Source organism: Bacillus sp. SJS (genome assembly GCF_000732485.2).
Classification (GTDB): domain Bacteria; phylum Bacillota; class Bacilli; order Bacillales; family Bacillaceae; genus Metabacillus_B; species Metabacillus_B sediminis.
This window is the reverse complement of the sequence record NZ_JAQV02000015.1, coordinates 257,572-277,596: the sequence shown is the minus strand read 5'-3', so window position 1 is coordinate 277,596 and position 20,025 is coordinate 257,572. Positions and strand designations below refer to the sequence as shown.

At 38.9% G+C, this 20,025-nt stretch carries 16 protein-coding genes and 1 pseudogene; 13 read left to right on the top strand and 4 right to left on the bottom strand.

Annotated features, from left to right (window positions below; genetic code table 11):
- Positions 1-224: 224 nt before the first annotated feature.
- The 8 genes from AS29_RS08420 (at position 225) to AS29_RS08385 (ending at position 8,305) form a co-directional block, all read left to right on the top strand.
- Positions 225-3,614, top strand: a complete 3,390-nt coding sequence (locus tag AS29_RS08420) for an Ig-like domain-containing protein (RefSeq protein ID WP_051860532.1) — start codon at positions 225-227, stop codon at positions 3,612-3,614.
- A gap of 947 nt (positions 3,615-4,561) precedes the next feature.
- Entirely contained in the window at positions 4,562-4,714 is a 153-nt protein-coding gene (locus AS29_RS08415) for a hypothetical protein (RefSeq protein ID WP_156505904.1), read from the top strand.
- Between the two features lie 227 nt (positions 4,715-4,941).
- Positions 4,942-5,436 (top strand): JAB domain-containing protein, encoded by a 495-nt coding sequence (locus AS29_RS08410; RefSeq protein WP_035405070.1) that lies wholly within the window; start codon positions 4,942-4,944, stop codon positions 5,434-5,436.
- Positions 5,437-5,778, top strand: coding sequence for a hypothetical protein (locus AS29_RS08405; protein ID WP_035404864.1), 342 nt, complete (start codon positions 5,437-5,439; stop codon positions 5,776-5,778).
- A complete protein-coding gene (locus AS29_RS08400; RefSeq protein ID WP_035404863.1) occupies positions 5,762-6,022 on the top strand; it encodes a hypothetical protein in 261 nt (86 codons plus the stop codon). Before AS29_RS08405 ends, AS29_RS08400 begins: the two co-directional genes overlap by 17 nt.
- A gap of 415 nt (positions 6,023-6,437) precedes the next feature.
- On the top strand, positions 6,438-7,316 hold the full coding sequence (locus AS29_RS08395; RefSeq protein ID WP_035404862.1) for a tyrosine-type recombinase/integrase: 879 nt from the start codon (positions 6,438-6,440) through the stop codon (positions 7,314-7,316).
- A gap of 16 nt (positions 7,317-7,332) precedes the next feature.
- Entirely contained in the window at positions 7,333-7,689 is a 357-nt protein-coding gene (locus tag AS29_RS08390) for a hypothetical protein (RefSeq protein ID WP_156505903.1), read from the top strand.
- 193 nt (positions 7,690-7,882) lie between these two features.
- Positions 7,883-8,305, top strand: a complete 423-nt coding sequence (locus tag AS29_RS08385; protein WP_035404860.1) for a hypothetical protein — start codon at positions 7,883-7,885, stop codon at positions 8,303-8,305.
- A 196-nt stretch (positions 8,306-8,501) separates the two neighbouring features.
- On the opposite strand, the gene AS29_RS08380 is transcribed toward AS29_RS08385, so the two are convergent.
- From AS29_RS08380 to AS29_RS08365, 4 genes are all read right to left on the bottom strand, one after another.
- On the bottom strand, positions 8,502-9,269 hold the full coding sequence (locus AS29_RS08380) for a hypothetical protein (protein ID WP_035404859.1): 768 nt from the start codon (positions 9,267-9,269) through the stop codon (positions 8,502-8,504).
- Positions 9,270-9,303: 34 nt separating this feature from the next.
- Positions 9,304-10,167: a tyrosine-type recombinase/integrase gene (locus AS29_RS08375; RefSeq protein ID WP_035404857.1), complete on the bottom strand. Its 864-nt coding sequence runs from the start codon at positions 10,165-10,167 to the stop codon at positions 9,304-9,306.
- A 127-nt stretch (positions 10,168-10,294) separates the two neighbouring features.
- Positions 10,295-11,104: a hypothetical protein gene (locus AS29_RS08370; RefSeq protein ID WP_051860531.1), complete on the bottom strand. Its 810-nt coding sequence runs from the start codon at positions 11,102-11,104 to the stop codon at positions 10,295-10,297.
- A 68-nt stretch (positions 11,105-11,172) separates the two neighbouring features.
- Complete coding sequence (locus AS29_RS08365) at positions 11,173-13,926, bottom strand: bifunctional DNA primase/polymerase (protein ID WP_035404855.1); 2,754 nt, start codon at positions 13,924-13,926, stop codon at positions 11,173-11,175.
- 321 nt (positions 13,927-14,247) lie between these two features.
- On the opposite strand from AS29_RS08365, the gene AS29_RS08360 reads away from it, so the two are divergent.
- From AS29_RS08360 to AS29_RS08340, 5 genes and pseudogenes are all read left to right on the top strand, one after another.
- A complete protein-coding gene (locus AS29_RS08360; RefSeq protein WP_035404853.1) occupies positions 14,248-14,769 on the top strand; it encodes a hypothetical protein in 522 nt (173 codons plus the stop codon).
- A gap of 245 nt (positions 14,770-15,014) precedes the next feature.
- A complete protein-coding gene (locus tag AS29_RS08355) occupies positions 15,015-17,498 on the top strand; it encodes an Ig-like domain-containing protein (protein ID WP_035404851.1) in 2,484 nt (827 codons plus the stop codon).
- Between the two features lie 799 nt (positions 17,499-18,297).
- Positions 18,298-18,579: pseudogene (locus tag AS29_RS21900) on the top strand (recombinase family protein); the annotation flags it as partial.
- 12 nt (positions 18,580-18,591) lie between these two features.
- Complete coding sequence (locus AS29_RS21895) at positions 18,592-18,924, top strand: recombinase family protein (RefSeq protein WP_269449391.1); 333 nt, start codon at positions 18,592-18,594, stop codon at positions 18,922-18,924.
- 777 nt (positions 18,925-19,701) lie between these two features.
- Positions 19,702-20,025, top strand: a complete 324-nt coding sequence (locus AS29_RS08340; protein ID WP_051860530.1) for a WXG100 family type VII secretion target — start codon at positions 19,702-19,704, stop codon at positions 20,023-20,025.

The window sequence follows — 20,025 nt, the reverse complement described above, 5'->3', positions numbered from 1 at the left end:
TTCCTCTTGCTAAGTATTTCCTTTGTCTAGCACTTTTTTATTAGTTTTATCTAATTACAAGTTGAAATATCAGACAAAGTATGTAATAATTTACTACGGTATAGGAGGATATACATACCTATTAGTTCGTTTTTGGTAACTGGGGATTATGCCAGTCTACATAATTGTCAGTTTATCAATATACAAAATACTTTAAACACAATTTGAAAGGGGAACACACTAAAATGTCAAAAAAGAACACTGTAAAGCTAGGTCTTGCTGCTGCTGTAGCTGCTAGCTCACTAGTAGCTGCTAACCCAGCTCAAGCTGCTGCTGCATCTAATGCTGAAACTCTTGTTAAAAAAGCTGAGGCTGCTGTAGCAAAACTTAAGCCTTTCTACATGATCTCTAAAGCTGAGCAAGTAACTGTATCTGCTGAGTTCACTAAAGCTTACAACGAAGCTACTGCTGCTGTTAAAGCTGCTCAAGCTGTAAAACCAACAGGAGCATGGGCTACTAAACTAGCTGCTGCTGAACAAAACCGCATCAAAGCTGCTCGCATCATTGACGCTGTTAAAGTTGGCACAGACCTAGAGAAGAAAGTAGAAGTTCTTAAAACAGCTCTTAAATCCAACAAAATTGAAGACGCTACAGTAACTGCTTACAACGCTGTATCTGACGCAGTTCGTGCTGTAGAGCGCTCTGCTGGTAAAGTTTACGGCCCAGAAGCTCGTAAAGCGGTTCAAGCTAAATATGTACTTCCAGGTAAACTAGCTAAAGAATCTGTAATCTACGAAGTATCTCAATACCTTCTTCACAAAGAAATCGACAAATTGATCACAGACGGCAAACTTGCTGAAGTTCCAGCACAACTTGAGGTGCTAAAAACTCTTGAAGCTAATGCTGTAACAATCAAAGAAGCAGGAAACAAAAACTTCCCAGGAAAATATCCTGCAAACACAGAAATCAACGCTGCACTTCAAGAAAACAAGAAAGTAATTCTTGCTAAATATGATAAAGCAATGACTCCTGCAGTTACGGGTGTAAGTGCGATTAACCTTAAACAAGTTGAAGTAACTTTCAACAAAGATCTTGACACTACCCTAGCTGAAACAGTTGCTAACTACGAACTTAAAGACTCTTCAGGAAATGCAATTACTGTATCTTCTGCTGATCTAGAAGGCAAAAAAGTAGTTCTAACTCTTGCAGCTGCTCGTGCTCAATCTACATCTGCAAAACTAACTGTTAAGAATGTTAAGGATGCTAAAGGAGTATTAGTAGCTGAAACTACAAACGATGTTAAGTTTGTTGACATTAAATCTCCTGAAGTATCTTCTATTGAAGTTGTAGCTCCTAAAGTTGTTCGTGTAAGCTTCTCAGAGCCACTTGCAACTGTTCCAACTTTCAAACTTAACAATGGCGCTACTTCTATCGTAAACACTGCGTTTACTCCTGGTAACGACTATGTTGATCTTACAATCGGCGTTACTCCAGAAAACGGTTCTAAACATACATTGAACATCAATGGTGGTACTGACTTTGCTACTTTCAAAGTAGAAGATGTTAACAAAGAATTCACTTACACTGCCGATACTGTAGCTCCAACTGCTTCCGTTGAAGTTTTATCAGCTACTCAAGTGAAAGTAAAGTTCTCTGAAGATGTTGTTAACCTAAATGATTCTAATGTTAAATTCTACCACACTGCTAAAGCAGCAGGTTATGAATTGATTAAAGGAACTGTTTCTGGTAAAGAAATTATTCTTAACCTTCAACCAGGTCAAAAGCTTCCTGAAGGTGCTGTTAAAATTCTAGTTGACTATGTAGCTGACAATGGAACACAAGTACAAGATGCTTTTGGCAATAAATTTGCTGAAGCTGAACTTGCTGGAACATTTACAGCGGATAAAACAGCTCCAGTTATCACTGGCGTTGAAGGTAAAACTAGTACAACTATTGATGTAACATTTGACGAATCAGTTGTTGGAGCATCAACTCCTTCTAACTACACTTTGAAAGATTCTGCTGGTGACACAGTTGCTATTCAAGGTGTTGCACTTGTAGATGCTTCTAAAAACATTTACAGAATTACTACTACTAATCAATTGAATGGTGGATCTTACAACCTTACTGTTAAAGGGATTGAAGATGCTTCAGGAAATAAATTAGCTGAAGTAACAAAAGCTGTAGCCCTTGCTGACACAGTTCGCCCAACATTGGCTACTACACCAGTACAACTTCTATCATCCAAAAAGGTACAAATCAACTTCTCTGAAGCAATGGATAAAGCTTCAATCGAGAATAAAGCGAACTACCTATTTGGTACTGGCACAGATGCTCTTGATAGCAAAGTTAAACTAACTGCTACTAACAGCAACAAATCTGTTGTTTTAGACTTTACTGATGTAACAACTGGTGTTCAAACAACTCCAGCTGGTGCTAACATTCAAGTTTTACGAGTAGCAGACGCTGCTGGTAACTTAATTCTTGCACCAACTACAACTGTAACTGCTCCTTCTACTGCAACTGCTCCATTGTTTGATAAAGCAGAAGTAACAGGTAAAAATACAGTGAAATTATACTTCAAGGAAGTAATTACAAATGCAGAAGCAGATGATTTCCTTGTAACTGTTGGAACTAACCCTGCTACAGCAGCAGTTAACCTTTCAAATGAAGTAATTGATGGAAAATCAGTAATTACCTTAACAACTGCTACTGGAGTAAATGGAGATATTTCTTCAGATCTTACTGCTACACCAGTGGAAATTTCTACAGCAGCTTCAGCTACTGTGTCTGCGGTTAACAGCTTTGGAACTAAAGTTTCATTGTCTGCTGTAACTGGTGCAGACGTTAAAGATAAATTTGCTCCATCTATTACAAATGCAGTGTTTACAGATGATGCTACTGCTGCAAATGATGACGCACTTGTGCTTACTTTCTCTGAAAATCTATATGCAGCATCAGTGCAAGAATCAGATTTCACTGTAGCTGGTCGTAGTGTAAAAGCAGTCCAAGTGACTAACAACACTGTAACACTTACACTTTCAAGTGATTCAAGCAACACTAGCGTTCTTCCAGCTACTGTAGCTGTAGTAGGATCAATTGAGGATCTTGCTCGTAATGCAAAAACTTCTCAAACTTTTGAACTTGTGACTCCAGCAGCTCCAAGTGTAACGATTGGTAAAGGAGCAGCTGCAGGAACTACTGCTTTAACTGGCTCTACTACTGCAATGGAATATAGTGTAAATGGTGGTTCTTACACTACATTTACATCTGCTAACCAAGCTATTGCTACAAACATTGGTGACAGCATTAAAGTTCGTACAAAACAAACAGGTAGTGCTAATAAAGGTGCTACAACAACTCTAAACGTTACAGCTGCTGACATTAAAGAAGCTGCTGCTCCAACTGGTGCAATTTCAGCTGCTAATGATGACATCACAGGTTTAACAGCTGGAACAGTATATGAAGTAGAAACTTCAACTGGTGTTTGGACTAGTTTCACAGCAGATACAAATGGGAAAATTCTTGCAAGTGTTCACGGCAAAAACTTTGCTGTAAATGAAACTGCAAAAATTCGTGTTAAAGCAACTACAACCAAACCAGCATCTGCTGAACAAATTATTACTGCTTCTTAATAAAAATAAACGAAACGTTACTTTATAAGCTTGCTTTGCAAGTGAAATAAGTGGAATACGCCTCATGTACGCATGAGGCGATTATTCTAACTATTACTTCCAAATATAAGGTGAAATTCCTTAACATGACAACAGTCTGAGTCATGTGCCTAATCCTCCTGCATCCAGTGAGGCCTTAACCAGCCAAAGGGAAGAAGTCAGGTGAAGTCGTACTCACAGAAGTGAGGCGGGGCTCTTTAAAAGATAACTATGATCAGGCGACGAATCCATGTTGAAGCAGGGTAAGGTAGTGGAATTCACGAATAGCTAGGAGCTTGGATACCATCCATGTATACGAAATCATACAATGGCGATCAGAACAATTGACTGTTAAACTGTTCGTTCTTATTCCTGGGTAGTGGAGATCTAAGGTTATCAAAATGAGGGATGGAAGTAATGGAACGTTTGAAGTCTTGCTGGAAGAGGTGGGTTAACACCGAAGAAGCTAGTAAGATGGCGGCGAGTTCGTAGTAGTGTCGATGATCTGCCGAATGTATTGCTGTGGTAACACAGCAAGAGGATAAAACGGATCGGAGCGAAGGAACTCAGTCAGTGGTATGTATATCTGAAACTTATTTCCCTAAAATGAGTAGGAGATGGCCAGCATTTTTAGGAGTGTTGGCTATCTCTATGTACATTATCAATGCTGCTGATGGATCGCCGTGTGCGGTGAAAGCCGCCTGCACGGTGAAGGCTCGTTATAAAGCCGAGAAATATAAAAGGTATAAGACGAGAATAGCGTATCAATAGGAGTAACAGCAACCCCGTCGATTGTACAGGGTGTAAATGGTGTTTCTACTGAAGAAGTTAACCTAACTGTTAATACAGGTGCAACAGCATCTGGTAACATTACTGTTGTGGTTAATGAAACTAATCACACTGTAGCAGTTGCAGCTGGTGATAGTGCGGTGGATGTAGCAGATAAAATTGCTATACAACTTATTACTGATGTTGTAGCTGGTTATACAATAAATCATCCAGCTCCTGGAGTAGTGAAATTTACTTCAACTACTGCTAACACTAACGTTCAAGACTTGACTGTAAGCATTCCTGCTAACTAATAATCAGAAGAATTAATTAAAAGGACTGGTGCCTGTCACCACCCCGAAGTATATCGAAAGGCTCCGTGGAGAGAAATCTCTGCGGGGCTTTTCTTTTTGTCTATAAAACGGATTAAAGAGAAAGATAAACAAATATTATATAAGTGAAGAGATATGAAGCCCTAATTCCCAAAGCGGAGTTAGGGCATTTTTAATTTAGGGAGGCATACAAATTGAAACTATATGAAATGAAGAAGCAAAAGCAGCTGGAGTTGTTTGAGAAGGGATGCTTAAAGAATCAGTCAGCGAAACGGGTGAGCATCGTCAGCCTGAAACTCGTAAGGGAATCAAGTGTGCTTTACAAAGAAAGAAGAATCAAGTCTCCAACAGATGCGTACCAGCTGTTAAGAGATTTCCTGATCGACAGTGATCGGGAGCAGTTCATTGTGATATGCCTGGATACAAAGAACCAGCCAACGGCCATTAACATTTGCCATGTTGGAAGTCTTAATTCCAGTATTGTACATCCCAGGGAAGTGATGAAGGCCGCTATTCTATCAAACGCAGCTTCCATCATTGTCGGACACAACCATCCTTCCCAAGATCCAACACCAAGCAGGGAGGACGTGGAGGTTACGAAAAGGCTAGTGGAGGCAGGAAAGATTGTGGGGATTGAGGTAATAGACCATCTGATTGTTTGTGAGGAAAGCTTCGTATCACTGAAAGAAAAGGGGTATGTCTGAATGGAAAAGGAAGAAGGGAAAGAGTTAGATTGGTTTATCGGAACGCTTGCTCCTCTAATTGGTTTAAACATTCATGACTCAGATGTAAGCAGTGAGGGAGTCATTCTGTTTAAGGATGAAGTGATGGATTGCTTTGTTCCAGCCGTTTTGCTTAGAGACCTTCCTGAAAAACTTCTGTTTGAGACCATGATATATGAACATGAGGAAGGGACGGAGTGGATCGGGGCGGTGGTAATGGATTCGGAAACGAGAGAATGGTACCTGCAGGTACTCCTAAAAGATGGAGAGGCCGTAATAAGACAAAAAGTAGATGGGGGAATGGATGATGGCAAAATATCATAAAATCGTGATCAATGGAGAAGTACAATTCAGAGAAGTGGATGAATCGACAGGATTCTATGAAAATACCATCCTAACGGAAGATGAACTAGTTGAACAGCTTCTGGATGATGCCATTCAAGAAGTGATTGAAATTGATAAGGGACAAGTGGAACGGATCATCTCCTTCCTGCCGCAGCCGTTTCATCGAGAACAGGTACAAACCTATATTGACTACCTGGAAAATTTGGTAGAGTCTTTCGAGTAGACTCACGACATTTCTAACAGTTAACTCACGTCAAAACTAAACGGGCATAGGACCATTTAGGAGGAGTTGATGCAGGGTATGAAAAAGGCATCATTTTGAAGTGGATAAACTCACTGCATAATTATAGTACTGGCGTGAGTCGGTTCTTCATCTTGAAAGGAGGTGAAGAAGAATGTGGGAAAAGGTAGTGGCAACGGTTATTGTCGCTGTGGCAACCGAAGTGGCAAAGGAAGTCATTAAAGAATCAAGATAAATAATGAAAATGGGAGGAGATAAAATTTGAAGATCTACCCTTGTCTATGCCAACAGCCATGTTCGACTTGTACGATTAAAAAAATCATAAAATGGATTCATAAGTAAGAGCCTTGAATACTTAAAAAGTGTTCAGGGCTCTTTTTCGTTAGGAGAGAAACGGATGAATGAGCTGCAATCACTGTTCGGGCAATGGCTGGAGGAAGAAGGAAGAGCTGCAAAAACGGTTGAATCCTATGTTGGGGATGTAAAAGGATTTAATGAATTCTTAATGGATAAGGGTAATGATTCTGATGAGCCTCTTACGAGATTTTCGTTTGTCCGGTTTAAGCAACATCTAATAGAAATTGGTCTGGCGGTCACCACCATTAATAAAAAAATCAATAGCTTGAAGGTTTACAATGATTTTCTTGAAAAGAGGGGCTTGGTGAGTGAGTCATTCATCCAGCTAAAACGGGATCGGGTCCAAGTTGCGGCTGGAAGTGAGCACGTGGTTTCCGCTCTTTCAGAAGAAGAGGTTGAGCGATTCCTCTTTTTTCTGGAGGATCGGGCAAAGGTCACGCAGCGAAATAGACTGATTGGGTATCTTCTGCTTTATACAGGTCTTCGGGTTTCTGAATTAGTCAGTGTTAAATTGATGGATATTGATAATCTGACCGCTGTATTAACGGTTAAAGGGAAGGGCGGTAAGATTCGAGAGATTAGTTTAAGGCAGGATGTTCTTCAATTGATTAAACAATACATGCAAGGAGAAAGGCAGCAGTCTAATTTTGCTGATAGTGAATACCTGCTGGTCAGTCAGCGTTCGCCAAAGATGCACAGGGATGCCGTTCGGGACTGGCTGGCCAACTGTTCGGATGAACTGAAGATGAAGCTGCATCCTCATCTCTTCCGGCATACGTTTGCGACCAGGCTCTTGCGAAAAGGAGTGGATCTCACAACTGTCAGTAAGCTGGCTGGACACTCCACAATCAACATGACCGCAAAGTTCTACATCCAAACCACAAGACAGGAGAAACAGGATGCAGTCGACAAACTGTAAAGGGGAGCATAGGCAGGTGGAAAGAGTCACGAGATTTTTGAATATAAGCGAACTTGAAACAAAGGGTACATTTCCTCACCTTTTCATCGACATTGTCAAAATGCAATTTCTGGACTGGTATAAGGCAGAGGGGACAGGCGAATCGCTGGAAGACTTTTGCTTGAGCTCATCGTCCTGCATCTACATCCTGGAAACCGAAAAAGATGACCAATTCCTTCTCCAGAATCTATTAGACATTGAGTTTGTAGAAAGGGAAGAATGCAAGGGTTGCGTGTATTTCCGGATCGGGTTCATGAATGACCATCAGATGAACCTTGTCTACTTTTTAGAAGGATCAATTGGAGACCGCTTAGAAAAATGGCTTCAGCAGTAAACGAGCAGCATCTACCTATCCTACATGAGTTAATCAAATGAGCAGGAGGAATTCTTCTTCCTGCTTCCTCAAATCCATCCACAAATTTTTTTCTGCATTTATACAGAGATACCCGAACAATAAAATAATGGGTCTACAAAAAAGTATACGGATCCGTAGACGTAAATATTAACGTGAGGGTAGGGGTTAACGGATGAGTCAATTTACAAGAAGAAAAAGAAACTTCCAGTACGACTTCAATAAGAACAGGGGAAATGAACCGATCAGAGAGGAAGAGTATGAGGACATAGAAGAGGAATATGAAGATCTGGAAGAAGGATATGAATACGATGAGGAAGGGTTTCAACCAGAAGACCATGAGTCAGATCCAATTGAAGATGATAAAGAGGAAAATCAGGTTTTCATACTGAATGGCAAACCATTTGTCCCGAAAGAAACCATAGAGAGGAAAAAGACCTTTGCAGAAACCCATGTTCGGGTGACGACTTATTTAGAAATGAATGTCCATCAAATCGTTCATATGCTTCAGAAGAATGGAAAGATCGAATCCATTACCAAGCTTGTTAATGAGAGCATCAAGGACTACCTTATGAACCATTACCATAATGATAATTGATAATAATAATCCTAAAGTAGCTGCAATTTATTCCCTATTGTAAAAACGGGACGAACGGGGCAAGTTTTCATACGCCCCGTTTTCCCATCAAGAAAAGGAACTATTTGCGTGTGTATTAATAAAAAAAATACCGCCTGAATATCACTTCCTGGATATTTAGGCGGGTGCTAGAAACAAATTGATCTAAACGCATTCATCAGGTTAGAAGACGTTCAATTTCATTTTCATAACCGTACTTACGAAAGAATTCAATAAGGGCTACCTCAAAGATTTCTCGTTGTGTAATATTTTTTTCACGACTAAAGTCAAGAACGAGCTGGACGATGGTATTCATCATATGAATGGTTTTTGTGGTTGCTATCCCTGGAACGATGTATCTTGGAATTGTGCCTACTTGAGATCCTGGTATGATTAAATCACTTAAACGTTCTTGATGCTTTTCTAAAAGTTGCAAGATGGGTAAAAACTGATGGATGTGTACAGCATTTACTCCATCATTTAATGATGTTTCCTCTAATAAAGGAGAAATTATATCTTTCTCTATTTTGGGCTCCTCAGGCTGAAGAACTTTTCCCATTTGTTTGAGGTAGTTGTTCGTATCGGTAACCCATGCATATCCTTTAGAATTCATATAAATGGCAAGTTCTTTGTGATCTTTGAATCCAAGCCTTCCAGCAACGGAACGCAAATCAGCTCCTTCTTTGGACAATAGGGAAATTACTTGTCCTGCTTTAGAAGCATCAAGTTGCTGCCATTCTTTCTTTTCCATAACCTTCGGGACATATGTTTGCTTGTGTCCATCCCATTGGAAGTTCCGTCTTCTCATATACATATCCACAGACTTCCAGTTTTTGTTTCCTTCATCATCAGCGATTTCCTCACGTGTTTTTCCATTAGCAAGAGAGCGAAGAATTCCTTGCACCTTTTCATCAAATACAGGTTTGTCTTTTTCTTGAATTGCCATAGGTATCATCCTTTCTAATGTGGAATAGTAAGCATTAAATTAAATTTACCGCCTCTTTTAGCTCCTCCGTATTCGTGTGCATATATACTGAGGTGGTACGAACATCAGCGTGTCCCAATAGTTTGCTAATCTTTACAACATTTACGTTCTTGGAGACTAGAAAACTAGCAAAGCTGTGTCGTAAAATATGACAAGTGACTTTCTTCTTCCATCCTAGTTCGTAGGTCGTTTCATGAAGTATTCTGTTGATTGTTTGGTGTGAAATTTCGCCAGTCTTTTTTGTTGCAAAGAATTTATGGGAAGGTACCTGTGTTCTCCAACCATTTACATACTCAACCAAGTGTGGTTTTAGTCCTTCACTGATGGGAACCAATCGATCTTTATTGCCTTTCCCAGCTATTACGTGAATGATGCCATTTGTTAAGTCTACGTCATCAAGTTTCAGGCTTGTACATTCTGACACCCTAAGCCCTGTATAGGCCATTGTTCGAACAGCAAGTTGAACGAGTGGATGTTTTATGGCACCAAGGAGGGTATCCAATTCTTCTTCACTCAAATAGGTACGCTCCTTTCGCTGGCATTTTAGTTGCTCGACGTTTCTGCAGGGATCATTCTTTAGCCAATCCTTTTTATAAGCCAGCTTGCAAAGAACACGAATAGAGTTTAAGTGACGATTGACGCTTGCTGCCTGATACTCCTTTTCTTGCCTCAGCATACGCAAATACGACTCAATATCCTCTTCAGACAGATCTTCAAGGTATGTCGGACAATTGTATTTTGCTGTTAGGAAACGGTCTAACATTGTGATATCCATGATATAACCTCGTATTGTCTCTTTACTCCTGCCTTTGTCAATTAAATTTTGTTTAAGAAGTTCAATGGCTTTCAATAACAACATTAGTATCTTACCTCCTAATTTATTCCATCAATGAAATAATATATGCTTATCTTCTATTTCAAAGCGATTAATGGAAAATATGAGGGCAAACGGGGCAATTTTTGCCCCGTTATCCCAAGGATTAGAACTATCTCTTTCTTGAACGGAGTGGACGGACTTGAACAACATTTTCCCAAATATCTCCCGTCTCGTCTTCGCGGTGCTCAATTACCACGTAAACTTTTTTACCTATTAGATCTTTTAAAGAATACTCTTGTTGTGGGACTTGCCCCAAAATTCCCTTGATTACTGGATAGAGTCGGCTATTCTTGCTTGTACTTTTATTGGCAAAGAAAGGGACAGTGATGATTTCATCTGTCTTGGGATGTTTAATCTGAAAAGGAATCGTTGTTCTCACCCATGGTTTGTCAAAGTTTCCTTTAGGCATTTTCTCGACTTTTACTTTACCAACTACTCCAGGATACTCAGATTCAGGTAAATGCGGTGTTCTTTTAGATTTGGCCATTGCAAAAAGATCTTCTTCGTCATCAGCATCTTCTTCGTCATCAAAAGGATTCTCATCATCTTCGAATGAATCATCATCAGAGTCAAAATCATCTAAATCATCTAATTCGTCTGCACCTTCGTCGCCATCATCGTAATCTACCTCTTTCATTTCTGTATGATCATCACTGAAAGCATCATGATCATCATCTTCCCAGTATTCAAGAGACTCCTCTTCTGTCTCTAAACTAGGTGAGAATTCATCTTGCCCTTCAAAGTCATCTTCATCTGTAAACTCGTATACGACTTCGCTATCATCAATATAATCTTCCTCGCCGGGCTCTGGGTCGTATGGGTCATGCCCTACATAATCTCCAGAATCTAATTCATCATGTTCATTTGAAAAAATATCGTCCTCAAAAACTGATTTATTGACCTCGTTTTTATTTGTCATTCGGAAACATCCTCCATAGATTTATTTGAAAAATTTATTTGCAGACTGTAGCCTTCCATCAGGCTTTTTTAATTTTCATCACTATTAAGCACATGAGAAAAAAGGTGAACGAGTCGAGGCCTGTAGGGTCTTCTGCTTTGATCCATATGCCCTTTAGGGATTGTTTTCTTCACACACCGGTGAATTTTCCCATCATCCGTTTTCTCAGTCTTAATCATTTTGGCTTGATCTAGATGCTTCCATAGAGTGCGCTCTGAACAGGGCAAAGTCTTTCCTCTTTTAGATAAGAATGCATTGACAGCGTTGTAAGTCGCATCAGGCAATAAGTAATAATGATTCTTATCGAACCACCCGATTCTTTCTCCTTGAGTTGAAACCAAAGCATCTTCACTTTCTAAACCTCTTGCAAGTGGAGAAAGCCTAACTTTATGAGTGGCGAATAACTCATTTAAGGCATTAAGGAAAATCTCCTCGGGTTTTTCTTGTGAAACTAGTGCATTTTGCTTAGCAATCGATTCCCTCAAAACTTTCTCTGCATTGGCAGAAAACTGCTTTGCTTTCTCAGAAGAAATCACTTGAATTGATTCCATATAGGCTAGCATCATATCAAAAGCAACCATCAACCAAGCGGCTGACTCGCCTAGTCGACCATGCGCTGCATTTTTTTGAAAGTCATCCCTTTTTTCTATGAACCTCTTATTAAGTAAGGAGGGAAGATCATTCATCTGAGGGGTGAGAAATTTGATGTACCCTACCATTGCCTCTGCTAGAAAGGGTGAAAAATTTTGCATTTTCGTTAATTCTTCGAGATTAACATCTTCTTTTTGAATCTCTGCTTCGATAAAGCGTGCAACCGAGGATTCTCCTTTTGGCACGTCTTCTCCAGTTACAATTGCCATACCTCTAGGAGCAAAGGTTCTTTGGAACTCAATAAGAGAGGTCAAACGACCACGTCCAATTCTGTCTCCATACATTCGCAAAACTCGTTGGGCGATTTGCATCATTTTTTGTGATTCAGATCGACTCGCTTCCGGATGGAAATCGTCTATTAATATCAATGAGTCCTTGGTTGAAAAGGCCTTACGCTCAAGGGCATTGGCCGTATCCTTGAAACTAGCGGGTGGATTCTTGCTAACAAATTTACCGAAGTGAGACAAGAAGAGTTGTCCTAATGATGTTTTCCTTGAGCCTGTTGTTCCATGTAACCAAACCACAAAGTTTGGTTCGATTCCTGCTTGTCTGAAAGGTTCTCCAAGTGGAGCAAGATAGGTAATCGCTAGTAATGGGATAGTGATATGCAAAGGAGCTACTTTTAGTAGTCTTAGACTTGCACGAGCTGCTTTGACTGGATCTGATACTACATTAGGTAATATGTAGCGATCAAGCTCCTTCTCGATTTCAATACTGATGTTTTCAGCTCCAATACATCCACCTGAATGCAGATAAATCCAATTGTCATCCTTTTGTTTTCGCCACCCCATATGTGTGAAGATACGATGTTTTTCAGTTGAAACACCCATATTTTGAATAGCATCACGACAAATATCTTTTTTTCCATACCCTGGTTTAATGGAAGCTTGAATGCCCCAATTGTCCATGATCCAATTCATAGATACGAAATCTTTGGGAGATATGTCGACTGCTGGGAGCGGAACGCCGCCATTCAGCACACCTTCAATTCGAAACATACGCTTCTCCTGCAAACCATCGTCACGAATGATTTCAAGTGTTGGACGGGCTACGAAATTCGATACCTCCAATGGATTGCCCTTTTTATCGAAAGTGATAAGACGTCCTTTCTCGTCCAATGTGTACTCCTCAATTTGTTCCATAGCCTGAAGATATGGCTTGTAAATCGGATGGGTAGGAAGTGAAGGTGCACTTTTAAACTCTCTGATAAAAGTTCCTGGAGAATTGGTTGCCTCCCCGTTATCGTTTACATTGACTCGACCGTGGCATATTTCCATCTGTTCTTCGCTACATCCAAATGAGCTACACCGAACCATAGGTGAATCCTTTTTTGAATTATCAATGAGCTGTTTAAGTCGCTCCTCGCTCCTGGCATCGTGTTTCAAAGATGCTTGTGAGAAGGTTTTTGCAGAATCTTTATGTCCTGCTTGGACTAATAGTCGAGTCCATAGGTGCCAATCATCTTCTGAGAGGCCAGTGTCTTTTTGATCTTTCAAGCATTTTTTGAACACACCGCATTTTTTAGACAACCGATTTAGAACCTCGTCCTTTGCTTGCTTCGTAACAAACGGGGCTTTTTTTGCAGTTACAGCTTTATTCTCTTTGACAAGACCAAGCATGCGATCAATCATCCACTTAGGGGCATCCGCCAATTGCTGTTTTGCAGGATTCTTTTTCCACTTGTAAGATTTTCCTTCAAAGACCGATGGTGGAAGTATGGTTTGTTGACCTTCACCCAAGAGAGCGAGTTCACTATGTTTTCCATCAAGTGTTTTGACCACTTTTTTTAGTGAAACTCCTTCAGGAGATCGATACAGAAGCCTAAGACCACCGCTTGGAGTTTGGTAAGTCCAAGTTTCAGGTAAATCACCTGCAGCCCATTCGAGCAAAAGTTGTTTTGCTTCATCCCCATCTACGTCGATTCCAATGAGTCGAGAAGCTGCTCCGAGCACGAGGCCGATATTCATATCAGGAAAGGTTTTAAGCCATTGTGCCATCTCCTCTTCTGAAGGAACTGAACGATTTTGCCAGCCAGGCAATTTTGGAATCTTTCCGCTGCAAGGCAACACAGGCAGTTGTAGCTTTGAAGCATAGTAGTTCAGATGCTTTTTGATAAGATCAGAGTTATACATTTCCTGCTTGTCGCCTCCAATTTAAATTAGAAGTGGTCATCCACTAAATTGAGTATATCAAAACTGATATTCTGTAAATTGGCAATAAAAATGAATAATAATATACATTAATGCTATAATTTATTCATAATGAATCCTATTTTTCATATTTTAGAGCTATTGATAATGCTAAGAGCCAGGGGTTGCTTTCGAGTAGGTCTTACTAATGTTCAAACCCTTGGTATAACTGAAATTAGGCACTTTTATGAAGATTATTTAGACGAGGAGTAAATAAAAGGGCTGTCAAGCGTTTTTTTAAAATTTTTTTTGGGAGGTTTCAGAATGGATAAAGAAACATTTGAGGGAATGCAAGTGAAAAAAAGGGAAAGGCAGAAAAGGATTGTAGATGCAGTTGGTCGATTTCCTATTCAAACCCAATTAGAACTAGTGGAAATACTGAGGAAACACTACAAGATTAAAACAAATCAGTCTACAGTATCGAGGGATATAGATGATTTGATGATTGAGAGGGACCCTGAGGATAATCGATTTATTCCTGGAGTAACTGCGCGAAGGAATAAGGAGGCGAATAAACTAGCCAGACTATTTTTTCAGGCTGATGTAAAATCAGTCGATGAGATGATGGATACCAAGATACTAAAAGGTAGTGTAAATTACATGACCTTAGTTGCTTCCCAGATAGAAAGTATGTTGGCAGTTGATGAAATTGAGATTCATACTTTCTTGGGGCAGAATGGATCACTTGCCATCTACTATCCAACCAAAGATCGAGATCGTGTTGAGAAGGTTTTTTCACAAATCATTCAGCATGTTGAAAAGATCAGGACAAACGGGGCGAAGTAATTCCGCCCCGCTTTCCCCAAAGATTAAGTACATCCCCTGTAGTTTTACTGTTAAACAAAAACCAAATCCTTCCTATGAACGGGAACTTGTATAGATGATAATCTACTTTTCAACTATAGTTAGTTAATTTTTTCTATTGCGAAGATATGGGGAGTAACGAAAAAAACTCACGTCAGTACAGTTGAACTTGACGTGAGTTTTGTGCGATTAACAATAAAGAAGTTCTTGTAACTTTCAACAAAGAAATGACTGAAACTGATGTAGAAGCACTTGCTAACTACAAAATGACTGCTGTAACAACAGGTGGAGCAGCTACTGTAGGAAGCGTTGAACTACAAGCCGACAAAAAGTCTGCTATCGTAACTCTTGGAACTGAAGCTCAAAACCAAGAAACTTACAAGCTAGAAGTTAAAAACGTTAAAGATACTAAAGGTACTGTAATTGCTACAACTGAAAAAGAAGTAAAGTTCTTTGATGCAACTGCTCCAACTGCAACTAAAGTTGATGTAGTAGCACCACGTACTGTTAAAGTTTCATTCTCTGAGCCACTTAAAACAGTACCAACAGTAAAACTTGGTAACGGTTCTATCTCTACAACAGTTACATTGTCTGCTGACAAAAAATCTGCGACTGTAGAATTCGGAATTGAACCAACTATCGGAACTCAAGAGCTTGAAATTCAAGGTGGAGCAGACTATGCCAACCTAAAAATTGAAAAAGCAGTTAAATCTTTTGACTACCAAAAAGATGCAACAGCACCTACTGCATCTGTTGAAAAGGCAACTGCAAACACAGTTACGCTTAAGTTTTCTAAACCAGTATCTGTGAAAACAGCTTCTGATGTTTCTGTGTACCACACAATTAACAACAGTGGTGCTTATGTTGGTGGAGCTCTTACTCCAGTAACTGGAACTGTTGTAAATGGATATTCTGATACTTACACAGTTGCATTTGGAACTCCAATTCCTGAAGGAACTGCCAAAGTATTCTTGAATACTAAAGCTAACGCTCTTGAAGATGGATGGGGTAATGATGTAGCTTCAACTGAGCTTTCTTCAACAGTAGTAGTTGATAAAGCAGCTCCAAAAGTAACAGGTGTTAAAGCAGTTTCTGATAAGAAACTTGAAGTAACATTCGATGAAGATGTTAACGCAACTGATGCACAAAAACTTTCTAACTACATTCTAAAAAATGGTTCTGGATCTGTACTTTCATCTGATGATTATGACTTTGTTAATACTAAAGGTGAATTCTTAAATACAGTTACAGTAAGTTATTCAGCTAAGAAAGCAACAATTACACTTCCTTCTTCACTAAAGGGTGGAAATTATTCACTAACTGTAAAAGAAATTAAAGATGCATCTTTCTTGGAAAACAAATTAACTTCTCAAGATACAGCTGTTGTTATTGCTGATACAACTTCTTGGGATATTACAGGAAATGCATTAAGAAGCACTGATAATAAAAAAATCCGTGTTACATTTAATGAAGCAATGTCTGCGGAAGGTTTAACTGATCTTTCTAAATACGAGCTTCGTAATGGAAGTGGAACTAAAGTTGACTTCCCTACAGATAGCAAAGTAGTAGTTCTTAACCCTAAAACAGTTGAAATTCAATTAGGTGGAACTGGAGAAACAACTGCAACTACTTTGAGAGTATCTGGTACACTGAAAGATGCTTCTGGAAATACTTTCAATGAACTTTACAAACAAGTTACTATCGGAACTGAGTCTGGTGCAACTTTAGTTGCTAACACAGCAAAAACTACTTCAACTAACAAAGTTACTTTTGAAGTTGACCAAGAACTACAGGGTTCTTTAAACACTGATAACTTTACAATTAGCGGTGCACAAGTATTCGGTGGAGCTTCATATGTAAATAAAGATGGAAAATCCACTGTAACACTTACACTTAAAGATAGTGCTACTAAGTTTACAACATCTGCAACACCAACTGTAACAGTTGCTGCTGATGCTTTGACTAATGTATATGGAGCTAAAAATGCTGATTCTATTTCAGTAGCTGCTGTTGATGGAATTGCTCCAAGCGTTCTTAAAAATTCAACAACTGGTAAATTGGAAATTAAACAAGTAGCAAACACGGTTGATAACATTTCAATCCAGTATGATGAAGAATTAACTACTACTAATGCTTCTCTAGCTGCAACTGATTTGGTTATCACTGATAGCGCTACTGGTAAAACTCTTGTAGCTGGTGTAGACTACAACACTGCAATCGCTGCAGACAGTGATACTTTGACTATCGACCTAATTGGTGCAGATTATAATAACTTCGCTGGTAAAGTAACTGTTGCATCAAAATCTACTCCAGTTTACATCAAAGATGCTGCTTCTAAAGGTAATGCTTCAAATGCATTCGCTGCAACTGAAGTTACTCTAGGAGACATTACTGCTCCTACTTTAGCAGCTACTTACCCGAAAGCAACTCCTGGAGCTACTGCTTCAAAACAAGCTACAATGAAAGTGCAATCTAATGAAGCTGGAACTGCATACTTCTTAGTAGTAGCTGATGGTGCAACTGCACCTACAGAAGCTGCAATCGTAGCAAATAATGTTACAGTTGCACTTACTGCGGGCGCTGAAGCTACGAAAACACTAACATTTACTGCTGATAATACTGCATACGATGTATATGTAGTAGTAAAAGACGCTGCTGGTAACGCTACTGCACCAGTTAAGGTTGATGTTACTACACCAGCTGCTGTCTAATTAATGGATTATGGACGGTGAGTGTCACCAACCGATTATGTAGAAAGGCTCTGTGGAGATTAATCTCTGCGGGGCTTTTCTTTTGTTTATATACAGGATTAAAGAGTGAAGTAAAATAAATATATGTGAAAAGACTCTAAGCCGGATTTTAATTAAAGCACTGGAAAGAAATTAAGTAAGAACATATTTTATTTAACGCAAATTAAACAGTATATCCCTTAATAAATTTGATATTAAAATTTTTTACACTGCATATCTTTTTAAAAAAAAGGACATACCAAAGCGGACAGCAAACCTTCACAATTGCTGTCCGCTTTTTTGCATTCTCGTGTAATAGTTCTGACTGACCTTTCGCAATCAGAGTATAGAAAGGCAATGTAATTCACAAGGTTGGAATAGGGGGGATTTATTTATAAAGATTAGTTTGTTTCGTTAGTTAACTTCAAAACAGCATTAACTATACTTTGGTTATTCAAAATATAAGATGGAGCTACCTTCTTTCCTCCATCAATATCATTGCCAAAAGTTAAAGTTAATATTACTCAAAAGTTAAAAAAGTTAACATGACTGAAAATTAACTGATGAAAGTAAAATTTCATCTATACTGGATACTGTTTTCAAGAAACCAAATGTGCTCTTTTAAAGAGTTAGACCACTCTAGCTGCTTCAAAAGTTATTACATAGCATTTACATTCTTGTTGTTGGGTTTTTTAAAGAATTGTAAAGTCTGCTTAGAAGAGTTAAATAATGCACACCTGCATATCTGTTTCTCGTATATCACTAAGGATATGACCTTGTTAAATCCTTTTCGGATGTCGGATTTTCAGGTGCTACTATGGAAAGACCTGCTCTGAAAAATATGTTAGATGAGGTTAACAATAATGATATAGATGTGTTGGTCTTATATACCCAGAACCGGCTGTCGAGGGATTTATACCATAGTATTAAGTTAGTTGGTGAGATATTAGGTAAAGTTAAAAGGATTGACTTCGTCCAAGAAAACAGAACTACCGAAACGGACCAGTTTTTAAAAGTTTTTATAAAGGAAGCCGCAGCTGCTCAGGTGGATAGAAGACGAATTAGAGCAGTAATCATGCATACAAAAAAGGTGAAAGTGATAAGTCAGAACGCTTACAGTTCAACTTTCAAACCTTTGGGCTACATTCGAAATAAGGAAGGAAAGCTTTTGCCTGCGACATTAGAGAATGGTGCAACTCTTAATCAGGTAGCACAACTTCGAGCTTACCGGTTGGCATTACTTGCTTACCTATCAGGATACAGTATGAGACGCATAGCTACCTTGTTAGAAGAGGAATTTGGACTAACTCCCAGAGGGAAAAAATGGTCCCATAAATCGGTAAAAAGTATTCTGGAAAATCCAATTTATGCGCAGATAATGCGGAGCAAATTTTTGAAAGCCTCATAGTTTCTCAATCACTAATGGTGGAACTACTGAAACACTTGCAGCTGTCTCTTACAAAGTTAATGAGGATACTGAAACAGTTATCACTGGAACTTTGAAAGCTGGTACTCAAGTATCTAAAACTGACTCTTCTGCTAAGATTGGTCAAGTAGCAATCGTTGCTAACAAACTTGTATCTGAAACTGGATTCTCTGTAGGAGCATTCACTTTCGGAGATACTTCAGGCGAAGTAGTTGCTGATGGTTACGCTCCATCTTTAGTAGCAGATAGCGCGAAACAAACTGCTTGTTCTGAATGAAATAATTAAATAGTTTTAGCTTATTAATCAATAAAAATTATAATTAGCACAAATCGCTTCGCTAATACTTTTATAATAAAGCTCAAAGTTATTTAAAATAAACTTTATCGAGATTAGCAACTTAAAAATATTTGATTAAAAACTGCCCAACCATAGGATGGGGACACTCATTACCTGGTATATGCCAGTACACTTAGGAGGGGGTTGTATTTGAATTAACGTCCAACAATTATTTCTAAATGTAAATTAGTTCTATTTAACCTGAATTAACAATCCAGAATTGAGTCTTTTAGAACTACTATTCACCTCTTGTTTTCCTTATAATGGATTTTGTTTCATTATTTTGTATAAATTAGGTTTTATATCCTATATTTTTGGGAAGTTAATGGGAGGAGTAGTCGGTTTTCAAATCTATGTCATGTTTGTACAAAGGTTAAAACAATTTCATTAAATAGATGGAATTACTTTAAAGAGGTGAGGTTATGGATTCAAATCATGTTACTGATTTGGCGAGAAAGTATGCGGATGCTTCTGAAAAGGTGAAAGACTCTGAGTTTGCTATAAGAAATATAGCGATGAGAGAAATTTCAAGCTGGTCGGGTAAGACAAGAGAACAATTTGATCAAGAGTTTCAGGATATGCTTAAGAAATATAATTGGTTCGCCCAAGAATTACTAGAAACAAGCGGACAGCTTCATAAAGCAGCTGCTCTCATTGAACAAACGAATGCTGAAATTGCAGCAGCAGAACGTGCAAAAGAACTTGCATCAAACAATCTTTCGTGTAAGAAACCAACTACTGCTTAA

Bases quoted from the DNA above. Each gene is read 5' to 3' on its own strand.
- AS29_RS08395 (WP_035404862.1), top strand. From the start codon at position 6,438: ATGAATGAGCTGCAATCACTGTTCGGGCAATGGCTGGAGGAAGAAGGA.
- AS29_RS21895 (WP_269449391.1), top strand. From the start codon at position 18,592: ATGCATACAAAAAAGGTGAAAGTGATAAGTCAGAACGCTTACAGTTCA.
- AS29_RS08385 (WP_035404860.1), top strand. From the start codon at position 7,883: ATGAGTCAATTTACAAGAAGAAAAAGAAACTTCCAGTACGACTTCAAT.
- AS29_RS08400 (WP_035404863.1), top strand. From the start codon at position 5,762: ATGGCAAAATATCATAAAATCGTGATCAATGGAGAAGTACAATTCAGA.
- AS29_RS08375 (WP_035404857.1), bottom strand. From the start codon at position 10,167: ATGTTGTTATTGAAAGCCATTGAACTTCTTAAACAAAATTTAATTGAC.
- AS29_RS08360 (WP_035404853.1), top strand. From the start codon at position 14,248: ATGGATAAAGAAACATTTGAGGGAATGCAAGTGAAAAAAAGGGAAAGG.
- AS29_RS08420 (WP_051860532.1), top strand. From the start codon at position 225: ATGTCAAAAAAGAACACTGTAAAGCTAGGTCTTGCTGCTGCTGTAGCT.
- AS29_RS08365 (WP_035404855.1), bottom strand. From the start codon at position 13,926: ATGTATAACTCTGATCTTATCAAAAAGCATCTGAACTACTATGCTTCA.
- AS29_RS08370 (WP_051860531.1), bottom strand. From the start codon at position 11,104: ATGACAAATAAAAACGAGGTCAATAAATCAGTTTTTGAGGACGATATT.
- AS29_RS08340 (WP_051860530.1), top strand. From the start codon at position 19,702: ATGGATTCAAATCATGTTACTGATTTGGCGAGAAAGTATGCGGATGCT.
- AS29_RS08410 (WP_035405070.1), top strand. From the start codon at position 4,942: ATGAAGAAGCAAAAGCAGCTGGAGTTGTTTGAGAAGGGATGCTTAAAG.
- AS29_RS08355 (WP_035404851.1), top strand. From the start codon at position 15,015: ATGACTGAAACTGATGTAGAAGCACTTGCTAACTACAAAATGACTGCT.
- AS29_RS08380 (WP_035404859.1), bottom strand. From the start codon at position 9,269: ATGGCAATTCAAGAAAAAGACAAACCTGTATTTGATGAAAAGGTGCAA.
- AS29_RS08405 (WP_035404864.1), top strand. From the start codon at position 5,437: ATGGAAAAGGAAGAAGGGAAAGAGTTAGATTGGTTTATCGGAACGCTT.